18 protein-coding genes are annotated in these 18,353 nt (G+C 35.2%); 7 read left to right on the top strand and 11 right to left on the bottom strand.

From position 1 onward, the window contains the following. Nucleotides 1–25: 25 nt before the first annotated feature. Both hisA and hisH read right to left on the bottom strand, forming a co-directional pair. Entirely contained in the window at nt 26–754 is a 729-nt protein-coding gene (hisA, locus tag CUN60_RS05095) for a 1-(5-phosphoribosyl)-5-[(5-phosphoribosylamino)methylideneamino]imidazole-4-carboxamide isomerase (RefSeq protein WP_102950993.1), read from the bottom strand. After that, nucleotides 732–1,355, bottom strand: coding sequence for an imidazole glycerol phosphate synthase subunit HisH (hisH, locus tag CUN60_RS05100; protein ID WP_102950994.1), 624 nt, complete (start codon nt 1,353–1,355; stop codon nt 732–734). Before hisH ends, hisA begins: the two co-directional genes overlap by 23 nt. Before the next feature lie 227 nt (nt 1,356–1,582). Between hisH and CUN60_RS05105 the strand changes: the two genes are divergently transcribed. Further along, on the top strand, nt 1,583–2,713 hold the full coding sequence (locus CUN60_RS05105; RefSeq protein ID WP_102950995.1) for a winged helix-turn-helix domain-containing protein: 1,131 nt from the start codon (nt 1,583–1,585) through the stop codon (nt 2,711–2,713). Nucleotides 2,714–2,809: 96 nt separating this feature from the next. On the opposite strand, the gene CUN60_RS05110 is transcribed toward CUN60_RS05105, so the two are convergent. Beyond that, a complete protein-coding gene (locus tag CUN60_RS05110) occupies nt 2,810–3,616 on the bottom strand; it encodes a helix-turn-helix transcriptional regulator (protein ID WP_102950996.1) in 807 nt (268 codons plus the stop codon). Nucleotides 3,617–3,748: 132 nt separating this feature from the next. On the opposite strand from CUN60_RS05110, the gene CUN60_RS05115 reads away from it, so the two are divergent. After that, a complete protein-coding gene (locus tag CUN60_RS05115) occupies nt 3,749–4,081 on the top strand; it encodes a hypothetical protein (RefSeq protein WP_102950997.1) in 333 nt (110 codons plus the stop codon). Nucleotides 4,082–4,309: 228 nt separating this feature from the next. Here the strand turns inward: CUN60_RS05115 and CUN60_RS05120 are convergent, their stop codons facing one another. The 8 genes from CUN60_RS05120 to CUN60_RS05155 all read right to left on the bottom strand — a co-directional run bounded on the left by CUN60_RS05120 (nt 4,310) and on the right by CUN60_RS05155 (nt 11,361). Further along, the gene (locus tag CUN60_RS05120) at nt 4,310–5,161 is read right to left on the bottom strand and encodes a CPBP family intramembrane glutamic endopeptidase (protein ID WP_102950998.1); all 852 of its coding nucleotides are present in this window, start codon (nt 5,159–5,161) and stop codon (nt 4,310–4,312) included. A 66-nt stretch (nt 5,162–5,227) separates the two neighbouring features. After that, complete coding sequence (locus CUN60_RS05125) at nt 5,228–5,548, bottom strand: helix-turn-helix domain-containing protein (protein ID WP_102950999.1); 321 nt, start codon at nt 5,546–5,548, stop codon at nt 5,228–5,230. After that, nucleotides 5,545–5,907, bottom strand: a complete 363-nt coding sequence (locus tag CUN60_RS05130; RefSeq protein ID WP_102951000.1) for a type II toxin-antitoxin system RelE/ParE family toxin — start codon at nt 5,905–5,907, stop codon at nt 5,545–5,547. The genes CUN60_RS05125 and CUN60_RS05130 overlap by 4 nt, the downstream gene beginning before the upstream one ends. A 119-nt stretch (nt 5,908–6,026) precedes the next feature. Beyond that, nucleotides 6,027–6,665 (bottom strand): hypothetical protein, encoded by a 639-nt coding sequence (locus tag CUN60_RS05135; protein WP_102951001.1) that lies wholly within the window; start codon nt 6,663–6,665, stop codon nt 6,027–6,029. Between the two features lie 42 nt (nt 6,666–6,707). Next, nucleotides 6,708–7,688: an FUSC family protein gene (locus CUN60_RS05140; RefSeq protein ID WP_102951002.1), complete on the bottom strand. Its 981-nt coding sequence runs from the start codon at nt 7,686–7,688 to the stop codon at nt 6,708–6,710. Next, entirely contained in the window at nt 7,685–8,692 is a 1,008-nt protein-coding gene (murB, locus tag CUN60_RS05145) for a UDP-N-acetylmuramate dehydrogenase (RefSeq protein ID WP_102951003.1), read from the bottom strand. Before murB ends, CUN60_RS05140 begins: the two co-directional genes overlap by 4 nt. A 49-nt stretch (nt 8,693–8,741) precedes the next feature. Next, on the bottom strand, nt 8,742–10,070 hold the full coding sequence (locus tag CUN60_RS05150) for an MFS transporter (RefSeq protein WP_102951004.1): 1,329 nt from the start codon (nt 10,068–10,070) through the stop codon (nt 8,742–8,744). Next, nucleotides 10,057–11,361 (bottom strand): MFS transporter, encoded by a 1,305-nt coding sequence (locus tag CUN60_RS05155; RefSeq protein ID WP_102951005.1) that lies wholly within the window; start codon nt 11,359–11,361, stop codon nt 10,057–10,059. The genes CUN60_RS05150 and CUN60_RS05155 overlap by 14 nt, the downstream gene beginning before the upstream one ends. A gap of 283 nt (nt 11,362–11,644) precedes the next feature. On the opposite strand from CUN60_RS05155, the gene CUN60_RS05160 reads away from it, so the two are divergent. The 5 genes from CUN60_RS05160 to CUN60_RS05180 all read left to right on the top strand — a co-directional run bounded on the left by CUN60_RS05160 (nt 11,645) and on the right by CUN60_RS05180 (nt 18,341). Further along, nucleotides 11,645–14,458 carry a DUF3427 domain-containing protein gene (locus CUN60_RS05160; protein WP_102951006.1) on the top strand — a complete coding sequence of 938 codons (2,814 nt, stop codon included), beginning with the start codon at nt 11,645–11,647 and terminating at the stop codon, nt 14,456–14,458. Between the two features lie 74 nt (nt 14,459–14,532). Further along, complete coding sequence (locus tag CUN60_RS05165) at nt 14,533–15,639, top strand: hypothetical protein (RefSeq protein WP_102951007.1); 1,107 nt, start codon at nt 14,533–14,535, stop codon at nt 15,637–15,639. Nucleotides 15,640–15,664: 25 nt separating this feature from the next. Next, nucleotides 15,665–17,068, top strand: a complete 1,404-nt coding sequence (locus CUN60_RS05170) for a Kelch repeat-containing protein (RefSeq protein WP_102951008.1) — start codon at nt 15,665–15,667, stop codon at nt 17,066–17,068. A gap of 31 nt (nt 17,069–17,099) precedes the next feature. After that, entirely contained in the window at nt 17,100–17,288 is a 189-nt protein-coding gene (locus CUN60_RS05175) for a hypothetical protein (RefSeq protein WP_158649296.1), read from the top strand. A 3-nt stretch (nt 17,289–17,291) separates the two neighbouring features. Continuing rightward, on the top strand, nt 17,292–18,341 hold the full coding sequence (locus tag CUN60_RS05180; RefSeq protein ID WP_279639059.1) for a phospholipase D-like domain-containing protein: 1,050 nt from the start codon (nt 17,292–17,294) through the stop codon (nt 18,339–18,341). Nucleotides 18,342–18,353: the final 12 nt, after the last annotated feature.

Genomic DNA, 18,353 nt, shown 5'->3' on the forward strand with positions numbered 1-18,353 from the left:
CTTAGTTCTAAGTCGTTTTTAGCATTTACTTAGCAGCCGCTAAAGCTTCGGTGAGCGTAAATTGATTTTCATATAATGCCTTACCAACTACAACTCCGTGAACATCTAGTTGCCTCAAATCAGTAATATCAGCAAGTTTGCCAACTCCACCAGATGCAATTAGCGATAGCTCTGGATAATGATTCTGGATTTGACGATAAAGAGCAATGCTAGGTCCGGCTAAAGTTCCATCTACGCCGACATCGGTACATAAGACATATTTTGCACTAGGATAATTGTCTAGAATATCATAGACACTGAAATGGCTTTCCTGTTGCCAGCCATGAGTGCGTACTTTTGGGATACCGTTTGTATCAAGAGCGCAATCTAGAGCTAGGACTATCCTATCTGCACCATAATCATTTATCCATTGATTAACTAGTTCTGGTTTAGTAACACACACACTACCAACTACAGCACGGCTAACACCGGCTGAAAATAATTTTTCAATATCTGAAGTATCACGGATTCCGCCACCAACTTCTATTTTTAGCGAAGTTTTGGATACTAGCTCACGAATTAGGTCTAGTTGCATGAATTGACCAGCTTTGGCTCCATCCAAATCAACCATATGAACCCATTCACTACCAGCACTAGCAAATTCTTCTAGCATCGCAAGCGGGTTATCGTTGTATACCTTGGTGGTTGCAAAATCGCCCTTATATAATCGCACACATTTACCATCGCGTAAGTCAATTGCCGGATAAATTACCATTTACTACCTCAATAAAGTTTTTAATTAATTGTGCACCTGCTACGCCAGATTTTTCTGGGTGAAACTGCATGCCATAAAAATTTTTGTAATGGCTAATTGCAGTAAAATCAACTCCATAATTACAGCTAGCTACGGTTACTGAATTAACTGGAGCATAATAGCTATGCACAAAATATACATCTTTTTTCATATCGAAATCATTAAGTAGGGGAGATTCAGTCTTTTTGTCAATATTATTCCAGCCCATCTGCGGCACTACAAGCTGTGGGCTATCATCAAAGCGCTCAACCTTACCAGGCATAATCCCTAAACAATCAACTCCATCTTCATTAGAATATTCATATAATAACTGCATGCCAAGGCAGATGCCGAGTAGTGGCTTTTTATAATTGCGTATCGTATCAATCAGATCATGTTGCTGTAGCTGTTTCATCGCAAACCCAGCTGAACCTACGCCTGGGAAAATCACTCCGTCAGCATTATTGACAACTTCTTTATCGGTAGTTAGCTGATAGCTTACGCCTAATCTTTTTAGTGCAACTTCTATCGAATAAAAATTGGCACCGCCACTGGTGATTATTGCTAGCTTTGGTGTATTCATGGATGGTTATAACCCTAATGATTTTATGAAAAGTAAGCCCATATTATACACTATCCGCTTATTTCAATTTTAGTGAAAACTAGATGGTATAAAGAAGATTTACTACCAGATCACCATATTCTCCAGAGGGGTAAATAGATACTCTATAATTAATACTTAGTAATACTATGTTGAAAATAATTCATATGAAGCAAACAGTACCATATATATTAGAAATTAAGCAATAGATGACACAACAATTAAGGCAATTGGCTTTATTTCAACAAGGCCTAACACCTCAAGCAAAATTTGGTACAGGACTATCTGGAACTCGTAATGCCATTGAACATCTTGGTTATGTCCAAATTGACACGTTATCGGTAGTTGAACGAGCGCATCATCATGTCTTGTGGAGTCGAGTTCCAAAATATGATCAAACATACCTCAATCAGTTAATTCATAATCAAGATATTTTCGAATACTGGTATCATGCTGCGTCATATTTACCTATGCGAGATTATCGTTATGCATTACCACGTATGAATTCAATTCATAACGATGAAAACAGGTATTACAAAAATGTTGATAAACACCTAATGAATGAGATACTTGTACGAGTGCGAATAGAAGGTCCTTTGGTAGCTCGTGATTTTGAGAATAAAAGAACAACGCCAAGTAGCTGGTGGGGATCAGGACCAACTAGACGTGCTCTTGATAAACTTTTCATGCAGGGAGACCTCATGATCTGTACTCGTAATGGTATGGAGAAAGTCTATGATCTTACTGAACGTTGTTTGCCTAGCAATATTGATCTTCGTCCGCCGACAATTAGAGAATACGCATCCTATTTATTTGAAACTACACGTAGGGCACATGGCGCATTTACTTTAAAGCAGCTACTACATCTAAAAACAGATAAACTTCTTCAGAAAGTAATGCTTGAAATTCTTGACGAAAATATTCAAATGGGAATTATTAGAGCTATCAACAGTCAAGATGCCCCGCTTATTTATGTTGATCGTCAATTACTTGAACAAATACCAACAAATGAAAAAGTATTAAAAATACTCTCACCATTTGACAATGTATTGATTCACCGCGATCGATTAAGTTCGCTATTTAAATTTGATTACCGAATTGAATGTTATGTCACAGCACCTAAACGTGTTTTTGGCTATTTTTGTTTACCGATTCTATACGGCAATGATTTTGTTGGTAGAATTGATTGCAAAGCCCATCGAGCTAGTCAGCGCCTTGAAATAATCAGCCTTCATTGGGAAGACAATAAACTTGATCGAGAAGAGATTTTACCGCTATTAAATATTGAATTACAAGAGTTTGCTAATTTCAATAAATGCCAATTTCTTGACAAAATATAGTCAGTTATATAATTTTAAAGGTATTTGCATGCCGAAACCCTTTATCTGTATTAGATTACAAAAAACCTACCAGCCTCTTGTTGGTAGAAATTTTATTTATAATTCATTAAAATATTCTTCAATAATGGAAGTATCCATAATAATTACTTTTGGTCTAAAAAAACTTGCTGGCATAAATTTATCCAGTTGTAGTTTTTTTGCCTTTTCAACAAGTAATTTTGTGTTGGAGCCATGAACTCCAAATTTAGGGCATAGTTTATCCGTAAGGAGCTTTGAAACTGTCCCACGGGTAATATTTAGAAATTGAGCCGCTTCATATTGGCTAATGCCAGCCATTAATATAAATAAGATTTCATGTTCACGTTTTGAAAGTTTTATTGGTAACTGGGATCCTTTAGTAATTTTGTATTCATAAGTTTTTTCAATTGAATTGTACATCTGCTTGAGATAGTCGTATATACCAAAAAGCTTATATTTTGTGGCTGTTGCCTGAAGTGCAACAACTTCTCCATTTGGCGCACAAATGGGGAGATTATTTATTAGCATAGCTTCAAATGAGTTGTTATAAGGAATAATATCCACATAACTTAAAGCAATTTTCTTTGTAATAGATATCTGTTGTAGTTTATGTATTTTCTGTGCCATGCGTAACAGGTCATCTAAGTCTTCTTCTATTGTGCTACAAAGGGATTTTATTAGCTTTGAATCCGCATCTTTATAGGATAAGCCTAAAATCTCTTCTTTTTTTGATAGTCCAAGATTATGTACTGCTAAATCAGATGCAGTAATTACTTTCCCATTAGTATCATACAGGGTTATATCTATTGGTGCTGTCAATAAGCCAGTAATACTAGGGATTACAACATTATTTATAAATGTTTCTTTAGCTTTAGTATCTAACATTAATATCTCTTAAAAAATATTTCTAATTATATCATCAATCAACATGAAAATATCCAGCCAAAAATGCTGGTTTAAATTTTTTCTTATATTAGCGATAATTCATCCTGTAAATTAAATTGTTGGAGAAATTAAATGAAAAAGTTGTTGATAGGTTCGTTTTTATTAATATTACACTCATTTGTGTTTGCACAAGATAATAATGAAATTATCTGTGGTAAAGCTACTATTAATATAGCGAATCCAAATCAAATCAGCATGCTATGTAAGAACGTGACTGTGCACTATTCAAAACAGGTGCAAAGTGGTGATCCTTGGGCTGTCCGGGGATTTAATTCAAATCGGCTTATGCACCCTGCACCAGATGTGGCTTTAATTGAGAGAGTTGATTTTACTGCTGATAAAGGTTTAAATGAAGAGTGCGTTTATAAAAATAATAAGCTCGAAAATTGTACTTCAGAAACGTGACAGACTAAATGTGTAAATAAATTTTACTAGAATATACTCAAACTGTTTGAAGTTCCTGGGTTGTTGCTTCGCTTCTTACCTACTACTTGTAGGCTGCGTCGCTCGCGGCCTACCATGAATCTTCAATCTGATTGAGTATATAGGGCTAAGATCTCTTGTATTTTAGTAAATTTCTTATATCGATTTTATCTTCAATAAATTCAGTTTTTTAATCCACTTGCGTAGTTATTAATGTTGCATTAGTGCCGGATAAGTGAAGAATAAAATATGGGTAAGATTAAGCATAAAATGGGCAAGCATACTAGCTTCAATGCGGCGGGTAACTTTATATATCCAGCCATATAATGAGCCTGCTACAGTTGCGAGGATTACATATTTTATCCCACCCGGGAAGTGAATCGCACCAAAAAATAGCGCAGGAATCACGATAGCAACATATTCGGCATATTTATACTTGAACGAGCTTAAATACTCCTGAAAAAAGCCTCGGAATAAACCTTCTTCGGCAATACAGGTGAAGAATAGATTACTAATCATCCATAGCCATAGCTGAGGCGCTAATTTTGGTTCAAACCTGACGTAACCAAATGCATACGAAAGGATTAAGATTATCAATAATACTAACGGAAGCCTTACAAATACGTGCTTTAGCATAAGTTTGAAATTTGCTAGAGACTTAACCCGTTGTAAGGTGAGCCCAATAATTAGTAAGCCAGCAATGGTTTTATCAAAATTAAGATAGAGTGTATATGGCATAGCATCGGCTGTGATTTTTACTTTATCTAGGATCAGTAAATTATGAAAGCCGGGGATAAGATGTAGCTCAAGGGTAAAGGCAAGGGCAAAGACTAATAGCCAGAATAACGGTTTAAGTCGTGGTGAAACTTTGCCATAAATATTAATTAAACCATATAAGATGACTATGCTTGTGACAGCTATGATGTTAGCTGCGCCAGTATAAATTCCACTAATTATGGTGATAAGAAATAGCGGTTTCCATGGCTGTACACTAGATTTTGTCGGTAGCCATAGCGATAGAATTGTCAGGAGTAGGAGGATAAATGGTAAGTAATTTAGCATGTGCGTTTTATTCTATAAAATCATAATAACTAGCTTTTGGTTTAGTCACTATCAAGCGTAAGATACTTAGATGGCAAATGTTTCTAGATAAAAATCAATACCTTTACGCTTGATCAGCCCTAAAATTTTAAGCGCTAGACCAGACGGTTTTTTATTCCCTGTTTCCCATTTAGTAACAGTAGAAAGACTAACACTAAGTAATTTAGCAAATTCTGGTTGCGTTACTTTTGCAATATCCTTACGAATATGTACAATTTCCTCCGGTTTCATCGGGTGGGTATCTATCATACACAATTTATCAAACTTTTGCATGGTACTTAGATCAATAATACCAGCTTCGTAACCTCGGCTAACCGAATCATGAATTTCTTTTAATATCCGACTCATAATGACACCTCAATAAGCTCTTTATTTATTAATAATTTAGCAAGATTTGGAAATAAATAATCATCTACATAGTTTTTAAGTGCGGTTAATTCTGATTTATCAATATTATCTGTTTCATTTTTATCAAAACCAAAGATGAAAAACCAGCCGCATTCTTTTTTCATTGCCACAATGGTTCGATAAGCACCACTTTTTCCCATTCCTTTTTTTGCGATTCTTTTTTTAAATAAAGATCCACCCAAGTTAGCATCAATTAATCCTTTTTCCATTTCTTCTACTGCGATTAATAGGTCTTTATCTAGGAGTTTATGCCTTCTTTGCCATTTGGCAAATCCATTATTTTTATAGACTTTAAGCATGAAAATCTTTCACTAAGTGCTATATTTTATCATTTAAGTTGCACTAAGTGCAATAGGGGAGATATATTATGTGTAATTTCTTGTTTATATTGTGTTAACTAAGAACTAATCTAATTTACTCATTTTATAAGTTTGGCACTATTTTCATAGACTTTATAACTTCCTATTGATGTTTTAACTATCAAACATTCGAATTCAGATTGATCAGTCTCAATGAATAGTGGCTGTTCTTTTTTCTCATATGCTTCAATTTTTGTACCGTTTTGTTTGTCATTAGGATTACCATTGAGGGATATATTCTCTATATTTACTACAATATCAGTTGTATTTTCTATGTTCAGATTGCCTTCAAAAAAATACTTTTTGCCTGTACACACTGTATCTCGTGCACAGCTTTTATTTTCTTGAAATTGATAATTTGAAAGGTTAAATATAAAGACTTTATCTTTACCAAATCTTCTATTGGCAAGATACAGTGATGTAATTACAGCGCCAATAGTTCCAATTGCAGCTGCAGAACTTATCCAGTCAGATAGAAAGTTACCGGGTTCAATCAAATATAAACCAAGCCCAGCAATAGACCAAAGACTCAGCATAATCCCTAAACTTAGTAGCCACACTTGATACTTTTTAAAGTAAAAATAACTTCCTAAAATAATAAAAGATATCAATAACAATGTGCATAATGCTAAAATAATACAACTATTATATTCTATTATCATCGCATTTGCACTTGAATAAAAAGTAAAATTTAACATATAGTTCTTACCTATTTATAATTAGTCACAAAAAATACAGGCTTATTTAATCATTAACAAGTTCAGTTTTTTCAGTTCAACCACAAAATGTAGTAAGGCTTTTTTTAGCGTTTCTTCCTTAGTCTCGATAATCAGCTGTTCAAGTTTTTCATACTGTACTAAATCTATCTGTGCTGACTCATTTTTTGGCACATAAAACGTATCAATAACTGTTGATATTTGAGCGATAATTAGATGTAGCTTCTGATTATCCATATGTGATTGATCAATTTCATAGTAAAAGATAAACATCAGAAGGCGATATAGACGGCGAATTTGTAATAGGCTTTGGCTATATTTCTCGATTAATTCTGGGTGCTTACGGGCTTTTAATTCATGTTTAGCGTCATCAATGGTTTTATTAAAATTCGTTATATCTTGTAATAATGTCATTTCAACTGTTTGGGTATGCTGGCGTATTTTTTCGAGATCATGTTCATCTTTAATGGTCTTCATTAGCTTATTAATCTCACCCAGTGATTTCAATGTAAGTGTATTTGCACGTTCAAGTGCGTATTCTGGGAAAAATAAAAGCATCGAAAGTAGGGCAAATAAAACTCCAATTCCGATATCCATCGTTCTATAGATTGCCGTATGCAAATTAGGTCCGTGACTTCCAATTAAAATAATCACAAGAGTCATACTACCCAAGAGACCAATATAGCTTTTGGGTGTACTCATATAAATATAGGCACAGATAAAAGTTGTAAGACCAATTGCGAGCCAGATCAGGACTAAATTATGTGGGAAAAAGAAAATACAGCCAAGGCTAATCATTGCACCATAAAAAGTTGCCATAAATCTTAGCTTGCTGCGATTGATAGTTCCACCAACTGTATCTTGATCAAAAAGAACCACACAGGCAGTTATCATCACCCAGCCGGACATCGGGATCTGTAATAGATAACTGGCTATAGAGCCAGTAGATAGGGCGATTATTAGTCGTGTAGCGCGGATCAGCTTTTTTTTATCTAGGTTTATCATAATATTATTGGCTCTATATTTAGCCTTACGCCATAGTTATTAGCAACTTTTTCTTTTATCATTTCTGCTAGAGCTAAAATATCTGATTTACTTGCAGGCTCATAATTTACCAGTACCAGCGCTTGCTTCGGATAAACTCCGACATTTTCGCTACGGTATCCTTTTAATCCCAGTTTATCAATCAGCCAGCCAGCTGAGATTTTTTTATATCCCTTATCTTCCAAGTCATATACTGGTAAGTCAGGATATTTCTGGCGTAAATTTTCTGCATCATTAGTAGTTATAATCGGATTATGGAAAAAGCTCCCAACATTTCCGATTTCTGCTGGGTTGGGTAATTTTGACTGTCTGGTTTTGATGATGCAGTTTCTAAGGTCAAGTGGCGTAGGGCTTTCAATGGTAGCCATTTGTGTAGCTATATCGCCATAGCTTATATTTAGTTTTATCTTTCTTGGTAGCTTAAAGGTCACGCTGATAACTATATATTGCGGATTATTTTTTAGATAGCTATTGCGATAACTAAATTTACAGCTAGCATTATCTAGTTGCTTGATTGATTTGCTAGTAAGATCAAATACACTAACATGGCTAATGAAGTCTTTTACTTCCACACCATAGGCACCAATATTTTGAATCGGTGATGCTCCTACTGTACCAGGGATCAGGCTTAGATTTTCTAATCCATGCGCCTCATTTTCACAACAAAATGCCACAAATTCATCCCAGTTTTCTCCTGCCATCGCAGTTATGGTTTTGAATTCGGAGTCAACCGAGTCAATAGTTATACCCTTGAGGTGATTATGAACTACTAATCCTTCATAGTATTCGGGCAAAATCAGATTACTACCACCACCAAGGATAAAAAATTTCGGGTATTGTTTAGATAATTCAGCGATTTCATTTAGCTCTGTGAGTGTTTCTAATTTTATATAGGCTTTGGCTATCGATTTTAGGCGTAGAGTATTAAATTTATCTAGAGTAATGTCTGTTTGTAGTCCTGACATGGCTTATTATTCCTTAATCTTTGTGTTTTGTGTACAGCAATATTTTACGTTAATTGTAGCTACTTAAATGGCGAATTTTTTGTCTATTCTTATAGTAAATATAGCTTAGTGCAATAATGCCAGGGATAATTGCACACCAGATTGAAATGACAAGCACGATTGTAATATGATATTTTGTGAGACTGCTTCCCATCACTAAGAGCGTTATAAATAGAGCAACGCGACGGATTACGTTAAAATGAAAGTACTCATAATTACTAATAAATAACATTGATTCAAATTTTACTTCTTCAGGTAATGTACATTCTATTAAACCGGGAATAACTACAAATAGATAACCATTTAATATCCCTAGTAGATAGATAGAGGAAAATGATAGTAGTTGTAATTTATTTATTATTGCATAGCCAAGAACTGTCACGAGTATAAGACTTAGGATAAGTGCGCCATTTATACTTGATAATTTCGGTGGCCTTTTGCTATATTTAAATACCCAGGATGTTAGCGTGCTCAAGGAAGTAGTTACAAACATTATCTGAGTTACCTGATTCATATTTAATCCTAGGTTACTGCCAATAAGAAAAGGAATACTAATGAAAATTGTGTAAGTTATACAGGCTTTTGCACTGACAATTATTAGACCCAGCCAGAGTTTTTTGCCTGCTTTGAAGGCAAATTTGTCTAGTGGTGTTTTCATTGTTAAATCAGTTAAACCATTAAGGCGCGAGTAAGTTAGAAGCCTTGTTGCAAAAAGTATCAGGCTTAATAATGCACCAAAGAAAAATGGTATCCGCCAGCCCCACTGAAGCTCCTGAAATGATAGGTACTGAGTTAAAGAGTGATTGATAAATACTGATAAGCTTAAACCAAACTGTGCACCAAGTGTTGAAGTAGCAATCGTATAACGGAGGCGTTTTGGAAATGAGTATTTGATATAAGTGACATTTGATTGGAGCTTTATCCCAAAGCTTATTCCATTTATGACTCGACTAAAAAAAATTATGCCACAGATAAGCCATGGTGAATTGTCAAGGGTAGTTATCAATCCTGGTATCATTATCGAAATAGTCATCATGCTACCATTGAGAATTATTATTGCTTTTCTTGAGTAACGTTGGGTTAGCCAGATTTGTACCCGATAACCAACTGGGCGAAAAAGAAAAGTAACCAAGGAAATAAGTGCTATGCCGTAAAGTTCCATGGTTTGATGGCTAAGCATTCCAAGTAAGTAGAAAAAAATAAACGAAAAACTAAAAAAATCGTAATATTCAACAACACTACTAAAAAATTGAAGGAAAATCGGAAATCTTTTTTTATGTTTTAGCCTACGAACCCATTTTTTGCGGGTTATTTGCGGCATTTTTTTAATCTGCTGCATGACCAAGAGTCCGTTTTTGCAGTGAATATATTGCAACTATTGCCATAAATAGAAATGCCCACATTGAATAAATCAATAGATCCAGATAAACTGGCAAGCTTAGTGGTAGGTTAAAGACTGTTGCTGCAAGAAGTAGAAATGAGCCACGCAAAAGATTAAAGCCAAAATATTCGTAATTATGGATAAATACCATTGATTCAAGTTTGGTCTTTTCTGGGAATAATTGTTCAAGAAATCTTGGGATAGCTATAAAAAGAAATCCATTAATTACAGCAATGATCGAAATTGAAACTATTATCAGGGTAGTATTATTGATACTCATTGCATATTTTAGATATTGACTTAATGGAAAGAGGCAGATCAACCCACTAATTAAATAGCCGGGTCTTAACTGTTGCTTTATGCGGCTATATTTAAGTTGCCAAGTAATTACAGTATTTATAATCGTTGGGATCAACATTATGTTTGCAATCTGGCTACTACTCCAGCCAAGCCTCCAATATAATGTGCCCGGAAAAACTAGAAAAATGGTGAAGGTTATTGTGCCTCTTGCACTGGCAATTAAAAGAGCCGGAATGATTTTTGCTTTATTTTGCATTGCAATTGTATTGATTGGTAAGTAAGTTAGTCTATCCTTGATTTCTGAATTTGGTGTGTATAAGACTAGTCGGAAATAGTATAGAATAATGCTAACAATTCCACTTGCCAAAAATGGAATTCGCCAAGCCCAAGTCATTTGCTCAATTGAAAAATGATTAATAATCAATTTATTCATAATTATTGCTGCGCTTAACCCAAATTGTCCGCCAAGGATTACATTCATTATTGCAAAATGTTTTTTATTTGGATATTTATATCTTATGTAGGCTAGGTTGGCTTGAGTTTTCATTCCAAATGCAATACCGTGAATAACTCGCGTGAGTAAGATTAGCATTAGGGTAATATAAATATGATCTTCATCAATATCGATTAATGCTATTGAACTCAATGATACAATCATTGAAATAGAGTTAATATGTACAATCTGTTTGCGTGTGAAATGATGTGTTAGCCATATACACAATTTATAGCCCGTTGGACGAAATAGATAGCTAGTCAGGGTTATCATGGCTAACCCATGTACTAGAAGTTTATGTCCACTATATACTTGCAGCAAATACAAAAATAAGAAACCAAGCGAGAATAGGTCGTAGTATTCCAGTATTCCACCAAACATTTGAATTAAAGCAAACTGTCTGCGGCGTTCTTTAATTTTGGCAAAGTATCTGTAAATTAAATTATGTTTGACCATATTAATACAAAAAATAATTTTCCCCTTAATTTTACTAGGTTATGAGTCATGAGTTTGGCTTAACTTTCATAAGTTGTAAAAGTAGCTCTGTTTTTTTAAAAATCTGTCGTAAAAAAGCAGATTTTGCTAAAAATGATTACTTCATTATTCTTGATGGAATAATCTACTTCATTAGTCGTTGCAATTCTACAACCAGAATAAATTATCTGCACTTATCCTAAATGGTTAAACCTAGGTAACATCAGTTATAATAACTAAATTAAATCAATTTTTTTAAGTATCTATGAATCAGCAGGAAATTTTAATCAATCAACCAGCGCAAAAGAAATATGTATTTTCCAAGCTAAGTAATTTACTAAAAAGTAATGATGTTGCAGAAGTGGTAATCATGGTTGCTTTTATTACTATGGATGGGTTATATCTTATATTGCATCAGCTACAAGAATTACTCGATAAAAAAATACGAATAGTTATTATTAGCGGGTTTATGAATAATTTTAACAATCCAAGAGTTTTTGAATTTTTATCAAGATTTGCTGGTATTGAATTAAGGGTAGCCAATATTAAGGGTTATCATCCCAAGCTTTATCTAGTAAAAAGTAATAATGGGGATTATAGATGTATTATTGGTAGCTCAAATCTTACTAATAGTGCATTGCGGTCAAATCTTGAAGCAAATCTTTACGCCGAATACGTAGGGGATAGTCTAGTTACATCACAAATTATGGCTCTTTACCAGCAGGCTTATGGTGAATCACAGCTTTTGGCTACTGAAATCCTTGATAATTATCGTCAAGTATATAAAAAATTAGAATCTAGTGAGGCTACAGCCGGAGTTTCTTTCGAAAAAACTCCATTGCCTAATACGATGCAGAAGCGTGCTCTTAATGTTCTTACTGAGTTTCGACTAAAAGGAATAAGCAAAGCATTGATCATTTCTGCAACAGGTAGTGGCAAAACATATCTTAGTGCTTTTGATGTAAAAGCATCTGGAGCAAAACGTCTTTTATTTATCGTCCATCGTGAGAGTATCCTTAATCTAGCAATAAAAGCATATCTAACTATCTTTCCCGGGTTAGATTACGGTAAATTGACTGGTGACAGCAAAGAGTTTTATCCAGATTTTATTTTTGCTTCAATGCAGACTCTGCAAAAAGAAGAATATCTACTAAAATTTAATAGAAATCATTTTGATTACATCATAATTGATGAAGTTCACCGAGCAGGAGCTCTTGGTTATCAAAAGATTCTTGATTATTTTACCCCAGCCTTTCTTCTTGGTATGACAGCTACTCCAGAACGGAATGATGATTTTGATATTTATCGGTTATTTGAGCATAATATTGCTTATGAAATAAGGCTTAATGAGGCACTAGAAGAGCAGCTGGTTTGTCCTTTTCATTATTTTGGAATATCTGAACTAATGATTGATAGTAATTATCTTGAGGATTATAGCGATTTTAACCGGATTGATTACAATAATCGGGTATCGCATATTATCAACCAGCTTGATAAATATGGTCATGGTGGGCGTGATAAGGTACGTGGGCTAGTCTTTACTTCACGAGTTACTGAAGCCGATGAGCTTTCTCGGTTATTTAACCTTCGTGGCTATAAAACTGTTAGCATTAGCGGTAGTGATAGTGATAGTTTTCGTGAACGTGCAATCAGGCTTCTTGAAAATGGCTATACCAATCAGGATGGTATAAAGCAAGAATATCTTGATTATATTTTTACTGTTGATGTTTTCAATGAAGGGGTTGATGTACCAAGCGTAAATCAGATTGTCTTATTGCGCCCAACTCAGTCGGCAATTGTTTTTACCCAGCAAATAGGTCGTGGATTACGCAAAAATCAAGATAAAGACTATTGTGTTATTATCGATTTTATTGGTAATTATACTGGGAGTTTTTTGATTCCCGTTGCCTTATCTGGGAATAACTCATATGATCGGGAAGAGTTACGTTCGTTTATCAGTGAAGCAAACACGATGATCCCGCTAAATGCAACAGTATCTTTTGATAAAGTTGCCAGAGATCAGATCTATGCTTCAATCAATAATATCCAGATTAATCGTAAGTTTATCAGCAAAAAGTATCTTGAATTAAAGAGAAAACTAAACCGGATACCAGAATTAATTGATTTTAGGACATATAACTCGATTGATCCCAAAATTATTTTTCGCTACCAAGGTAAGTCAAGTAGAGTTTTATTCAATAACTACTACGAATTATTAAAGTATCATGATGGTATTTCAGAAGTATTTACGGTGAATCAGCTTTACTATCTTGATTATATTACGCAAGAATTACTCTTTGCTGCGCGTCCAGATGAGCTATACGTGCTATTTCAGCTTGTTAATGCAAATACGGATGAGAATATAATTTATCAGAATCTAATTCAAAAATATGGCGTTTTATATAGTGAAGAAAAACGCGCAGCAATTCGTAAGATACTAACGCTTGAGACTAGTGCAGCACTACAAAAAAAATATAAACTAAGTTTGATTGATTCCGGTGATTCTTTGAAGTTGAGTAATGATTTTGTAGAGAGTCTTCAGGATTTAGCCTTCAAGTCAATAGTGCTGCAAACTTTAGTACTAGGCTTATCATATTTCACTGGTTATAAGGAACTAGAGAAAAATAATGATTTTATCCTTTATCGCAAATATTCGCGTAAAGAGTTGGTACGGCTTTTAAATGTAAGCTTGTCAATGGAAACTTCAATCTATGGCTATCGGATCATTGCTGGCTGTGTGCCGATTTTTATTACCTATAATAAGCTTTCTCCGAATCGGATGAATGCTAAGTACGATAATGTTTTTTTGAATAATCACGATCTAATCTGGTATTCGCGCCCCTATGGGAAAATTATTTCTACAGAGGTAGAGCGGATTATAAATTATCAGCAAAATAATCTTTCAATAATGATTTTTTTGAAAAAAAGCGACAATGAAGGTAGTGACTATTATTATCTTGGCAATGCGGATATCCATAATTTTTCTGAAGAAATAAAAGAAGGTAAGAATGTTATGAAATTTACCCTTCGATTAATGACAGCGCTTTCAGATACTTATTTTGATTATTTTACCAATTAGGATATTCTAATTGCCAAATAGTTATGCTAAGATACCTTGGTTAATCAAATCTATTTTTATGGAAATTATTCATTATGAAAAGTAGAAATCTTCTAAGAAGTGGACTAATAGCTTTACTTGCAAGCTTAATTATCACGGGATGTGGTAGTGGTGGTAGTAATAGTTCTAGCTCTTCAGCAGGAGTTAGTTATAATCATTTTTATTGCCCAAATACAGTGAACGTTTCATTTCCTGGCGTCTCAGGAGTAAGGCAGGTTTATGGACAGGAATCATTAGTCTATGTTACTGGCGTATATGTCCAATATGGAAGTAGCCATGCCTTTTTATATAAAGGCTCGGTACTGGGTGGTGGTAATTGTAGCGAATTTAATTTTCCTTCAGCTCCGGGACGTACAGTTACTAGTACTTCCCTCTACGGACCTGATAATAATGGATATGGTCAGGTTGTTGTAGTTGGTAGCTATACTACATTAGAAAGTGGACCAATAGCCCAGCAAGGTTTACTCTATATCGGAGCTGCTGATGGTTCTACTATTGATGGCTATAAAACGCTTTTTCCTGCAAGTCTTACCTCAGAATCTATTATTAATACCCTAGGACATAGTACCATGGGTGGTATTGTTGTTGGGAACTATAATACCACAAAAGAAAAAGGAAAAGCTTTTATCTATGATATTAATACCGATACCTATTATACTTTGGAGCCAACTCCCGGAGATACTGGCACAATGACTGCCTATGGTATTTGGTATAACGGTGGCACTAGTTATACCATTGCTGGTGGCTATAGTGATGCCACAGCAGGTGGTACCAATATTGGTTTTATTACCGATTGGGATTCGATAAGTCATAAGGTAAGTAATTTTACTACTCTAAATTACAATAATCTGCCAGCAAATCAGGTCGGAACACATTTTGAAGGTATAACTGGAGATGGTAGTGGTGGATATAATCTTGCTGCCGATTGGGAATACTTAGGACAAAAAACTAGCCCGGCATTTGCAAATATAAAGCGTAATTCTGATGGTAGCTTTGCTACTCCTACTTGGGTTGGTTATAATTACTTTCCGGGTTCGTCGTGGACTTCTGCCAATACAGTTTATGAGAATTATATCCTTGGACTTTATCAGGCTGGCGATCCAGTCGTGGATTATGGATATGTTGCAACTATTAACTATTAATCATCTGATGCTATAGGGGATTATAATGAAATTAAAAACGCTATTTTTATTATTAAATACAAGTATCTTGTTAATTGCTTGTGGATCTGGGAGTAGCAGCTCAACCAGCACATCTTCGGGATGGAGCTGGGTTGGTGGTAGCAATCAGGTAAACTCATATGGTACTTATGGTTCTTTGGGGATTTCAGCAAGTAGTAATCTTCCCGGTGCTCGTTATATTGCAGTTAGCTGGGTTGACAATGACGGAAATTTTTGGCTATTTGGTGGTTCAGGCTATGCAGCTAGTGGTAATAGCGGAAATTTAAATGATCTTTGGGAGTATAATCCTAATAATAAAACTTGGACGTGGCAGGGTGGCTCAAATCAAACCAATGCCTATGGTGTTTATGGGGTTCAAGGTGTTGCAGCATCTACTAATATTCCCGGGGCAAGATTGGGCGCGGTTAGTTGGCGTGATTCACAAGGTAATTTCTGGCTATTTGGTGGTTTTGGTAATGGCGAAGCAGGTATTCCGGGTGCACTTAATGATCTATGGAAGTTTAATCCTTCAACCAAATTATGGACATGGGTAAATGGTAGTAAAGAGCCCGGCGAAACTGGTATTTACGGAATACAAGGGGTTAGTAGTTCACTCAATTCTCCTGCTGCTAGGCTTGGACCTATCGGGTGGGCTGATAATACTGATAATCTGTGGTTATTTGGTGGTTCAAATGATTTAACTACACTTAATGATTTTAATGATTTGTGGAAATATGACATTAATACTAACCAATGGACATGGATGAGTGGTGAAAGTACACTAAATAACCCCGGGATCTATAATATTCAAGGGATTAGCAGTACAAATAGTCAGCCAGGCTCGAGAATTGATGCGATTAGCTGGTATGAAAGTAATGGTACTATGTGGTTATTTGGTGGGTCTGGCTTTGATGGTATTGGTACCAGAGGTCTACTAAATGATTTATGGAAGTATGAACCGCTAACTAATCGCTGGACATGGATGAGTGGCAATAATATGGCGAATAGCTATGGAACATATGGAATGCTTGGTATTTCAACGCCAAATACGATTCCCGGCGCTCGTGAGCACCGTGTTCCAATTGCTTGGGCAGCTAATAGTAGTAAATTGTTAATGTTTGCTGCCGATGGTTATAGCTCGAATGATAAAGGTTTACTAAATGATTTATGGTCATATAACCCGAGTAATAATCAATGGACATGGCTAAGCGGAAGTAATGAAAGTAATGCTTATTCTACATATGGTTCTTTAGGTATGTCAGGTGCCACAAATTATCCCGGAGCGCGAATGGATTCGGTTGGCTGGGTTGATGCAAACGGTAATCTATGGATTTTTGGCGGGAAGGGTAATGCAGAAAGTGCCAATGGTTATCTGAATGATTTATGGAAATTTACTCTTCCAATTAATTGATTTTGGTCAAATTTTACAAAAGGTATTTGTCATGACAATTAAACGAATTGCTTCTATTTTACTTTTATCTTTGTTTGGATTATATGCCTGTAGCTCAGGTAGTAGCAGTAGTTCGTCAGCCGCTACTAGTAAATCGGTAGCAATTGTAGAGACCGTTCCAGAGATGACTAATATTCAGCTAAGTCCTGAGGCGACAAATCCAGCTGTAGCAATTGGGTAACTTATTAATTCAGCAACTAAAAGTATTGATGTCGAAGCGTATTATTTCAATAATCTCGCGGGAACACCTTTTGAGCAAGATATCATGCAAAATCTGCTTAATAAGGCAAATCAAGGTATCCCAATCCGAATCGTAGTTGAGTCTAGTATGGCTGCTTCATCTCTGGCTAATGGCTTAAATATCCTTGAGAGTTCACCAAATGTGCGGATTGTATTTAATAACTTCTTTGATAATTATAATGGTGGCGGTATTGTCCATGCCAAAATGGTTTTAGTCGATAATCAGAGCTTTTTTATTGGTAGTCAAAATTTTGACTGGATTGCCTTTGAGCTTAACCATGAATTAGGTGGGATAACTAGCAATAAAATACTGGCAAGTCAATTAGCAATGGTATTTAATACCGATTTTAATAATGGCGCCAATTATGACCCAGCTACCGCGGTTCCGGCAATGCCAAATGGTAATTTATTTGTTGCAACCTCGCCAAATTATAGTGGTGTACCATCAGAAATTGATAATATCATTAACCTGATTAATAATGCGGTAAATTATGTGGATATCCAAGCGATGGTGATTCAAAATTATAATCCTTACGGGAATCCACCGGGATATTGGTTGCTTCTTCAGGATGCCTTGATAAAGGCTGCTAGACGTGGGGTTCAGGTTAATATGATGATGTCCAATTGGGAATTTCAAGAGGGGCAGATGATGAATTATGATAATCAATTTCTCTTAACAATGATGAAAATTCCAAATGTTACCATTCGCTATTCAACGTTTCCTCAAACTATTGGTGGTGTGTGCGTTCCATATTCAGCAGTTGATCACGCCAAATTTATGGTTGTAGATGGTAAAAATGTTTGGATTGGAACTGGAAATCTTGCCCAAAGTTATTTTAATAATACTCGTGACTACTCGATTTTTGTAACTAATAATCCAGAGTTTGCATTGGATATTGATAATATTTTCCTGAAAATCTGGAATAGCTCATATATGACACAGTTTTTTAGTAGTGTAGTTACACCGGTACAGCCTTGGTGCCCCGGGAATTAATTTAACTTTATC

Origin of the sequence: Aquella oligotrophica (assembly GCF_002892535.1) — a bacterium.
Lineage (GTDB): Bacteria > Pseudomonadota > Gammaproteobacteria > Burkholderiales > UBA11063 > Aquella > Aquella oligotrophica.

Coding starts and splice junctions, on each gene's coding strand:
- CUN60_RS05115 (WP_102950997.1), top strand. CDS start 3,749: ATGAAAAAGTTGTTGATAGGTTCGTTTTTATTAATATTACACTCATTT.
- CUN60_RS05160 (WP_102951006.1), top strand. CDS start 11,645: ATGAATCAGCAGGAAATTTTAATCAATCAACCAGCGCAAAAGAAATAT.
- murB (WP_102951003.1), bottom strand. CDS start 8,692: ATGTCAGGACTACAAACAGACATTACTCTAGATAAATTTAATACTCTA.
- CUN60_RS05125 (WP_102950999.1), bottom strand. CDS start 5,548: ATGAGTCGGATATTAAAAGAAATTCATGATTCGGTTAGCCGAGGTTAC.
- CUN60_RS05140 (WP_102951002.1), bottom strand. CDS start 7,688: ATGATAAACCTAGATAAAAAAAAGCTGATCCGCGCTACACGACTAATA.
- CUN60_RS05170 (WP_102951008.1), top strand. CDS start 15,665: ATGAAATTAAAAACGCTATTTTTATTATTAAATACAAGTATCTTGTTA.
- CUN60_RS05110 (WP_102950996.1), bottom strand. CDS start 3,616: ATGTTAGATACTAAAGCTAAAGAAACATTTATAAATAATGTTGTAATC.
- CUN60_RS05150 (WP_102951004.1), bottom strand. CDS start 10,070: ATGCAGCAGATTAAAAAAATGCCGCAAATAACCCGCAAAAAATGGGTT.
- CUN60_RS05130 (WP_102951000.1), bottom strand. CDS start 5,907: ATGCTTAAAGTCTATAAAAATAATGGATTTGCCAAATGGCAAAGAAGG.
- CUN60_RS05105 (WP_102950995.1), top strand. CDS start 1,583: ATGACACAACAATTAAGGCAATTGGCTTTATTTCAACAAGGCCTAACA.
- CUN60_RS05175 (WP_158649296.1), top strand. CDS start 17,100: ATGACAATTAAACGAATTGCTTCTATTTTACTTTTATCTTTGTTTGGA.
- CUN60_RS05165 (WP_102951007.1), top strand. CDS start 14,533: ATGAAAAGTAGAAATCTTCTAAGAAGTGGACTAATAGCTTTACTTGCA.
- CUN60_RS05120 (WP_102950998.1), bottom strand. CDS start 5,161: ATGCTAAATTACTTACCATTTATCCTCCTACTCCTGACAATTCTATCG.
- CUN60_RS05135 (WP_102951001.1), bottom strand. CDS start 6,665: ATGTTAAATTTTACTTTTTATTCAAGTGCAAATGCGATGATAATAGAA.
- hisH (WP_102950994.1), bottom strand. CDS start 1,355: ATGAATACACCAAAGCTAGCAATAATCACCAGTGGCGGTGCCAATTTT.
- hisA (WP_102950993.1), bottom strand. CDS start 754: ATGGTAATTTATCCGGCAATTGACTTACGCGATGGTAAATGTGTGCGA.
- CUN60_RS05155 (WP_102951005.1), bottom strand. CDS start 11,361: ATGGTCAAACATAATTTAATTTACAGATACTTTGCCAAAATTAAAGAA.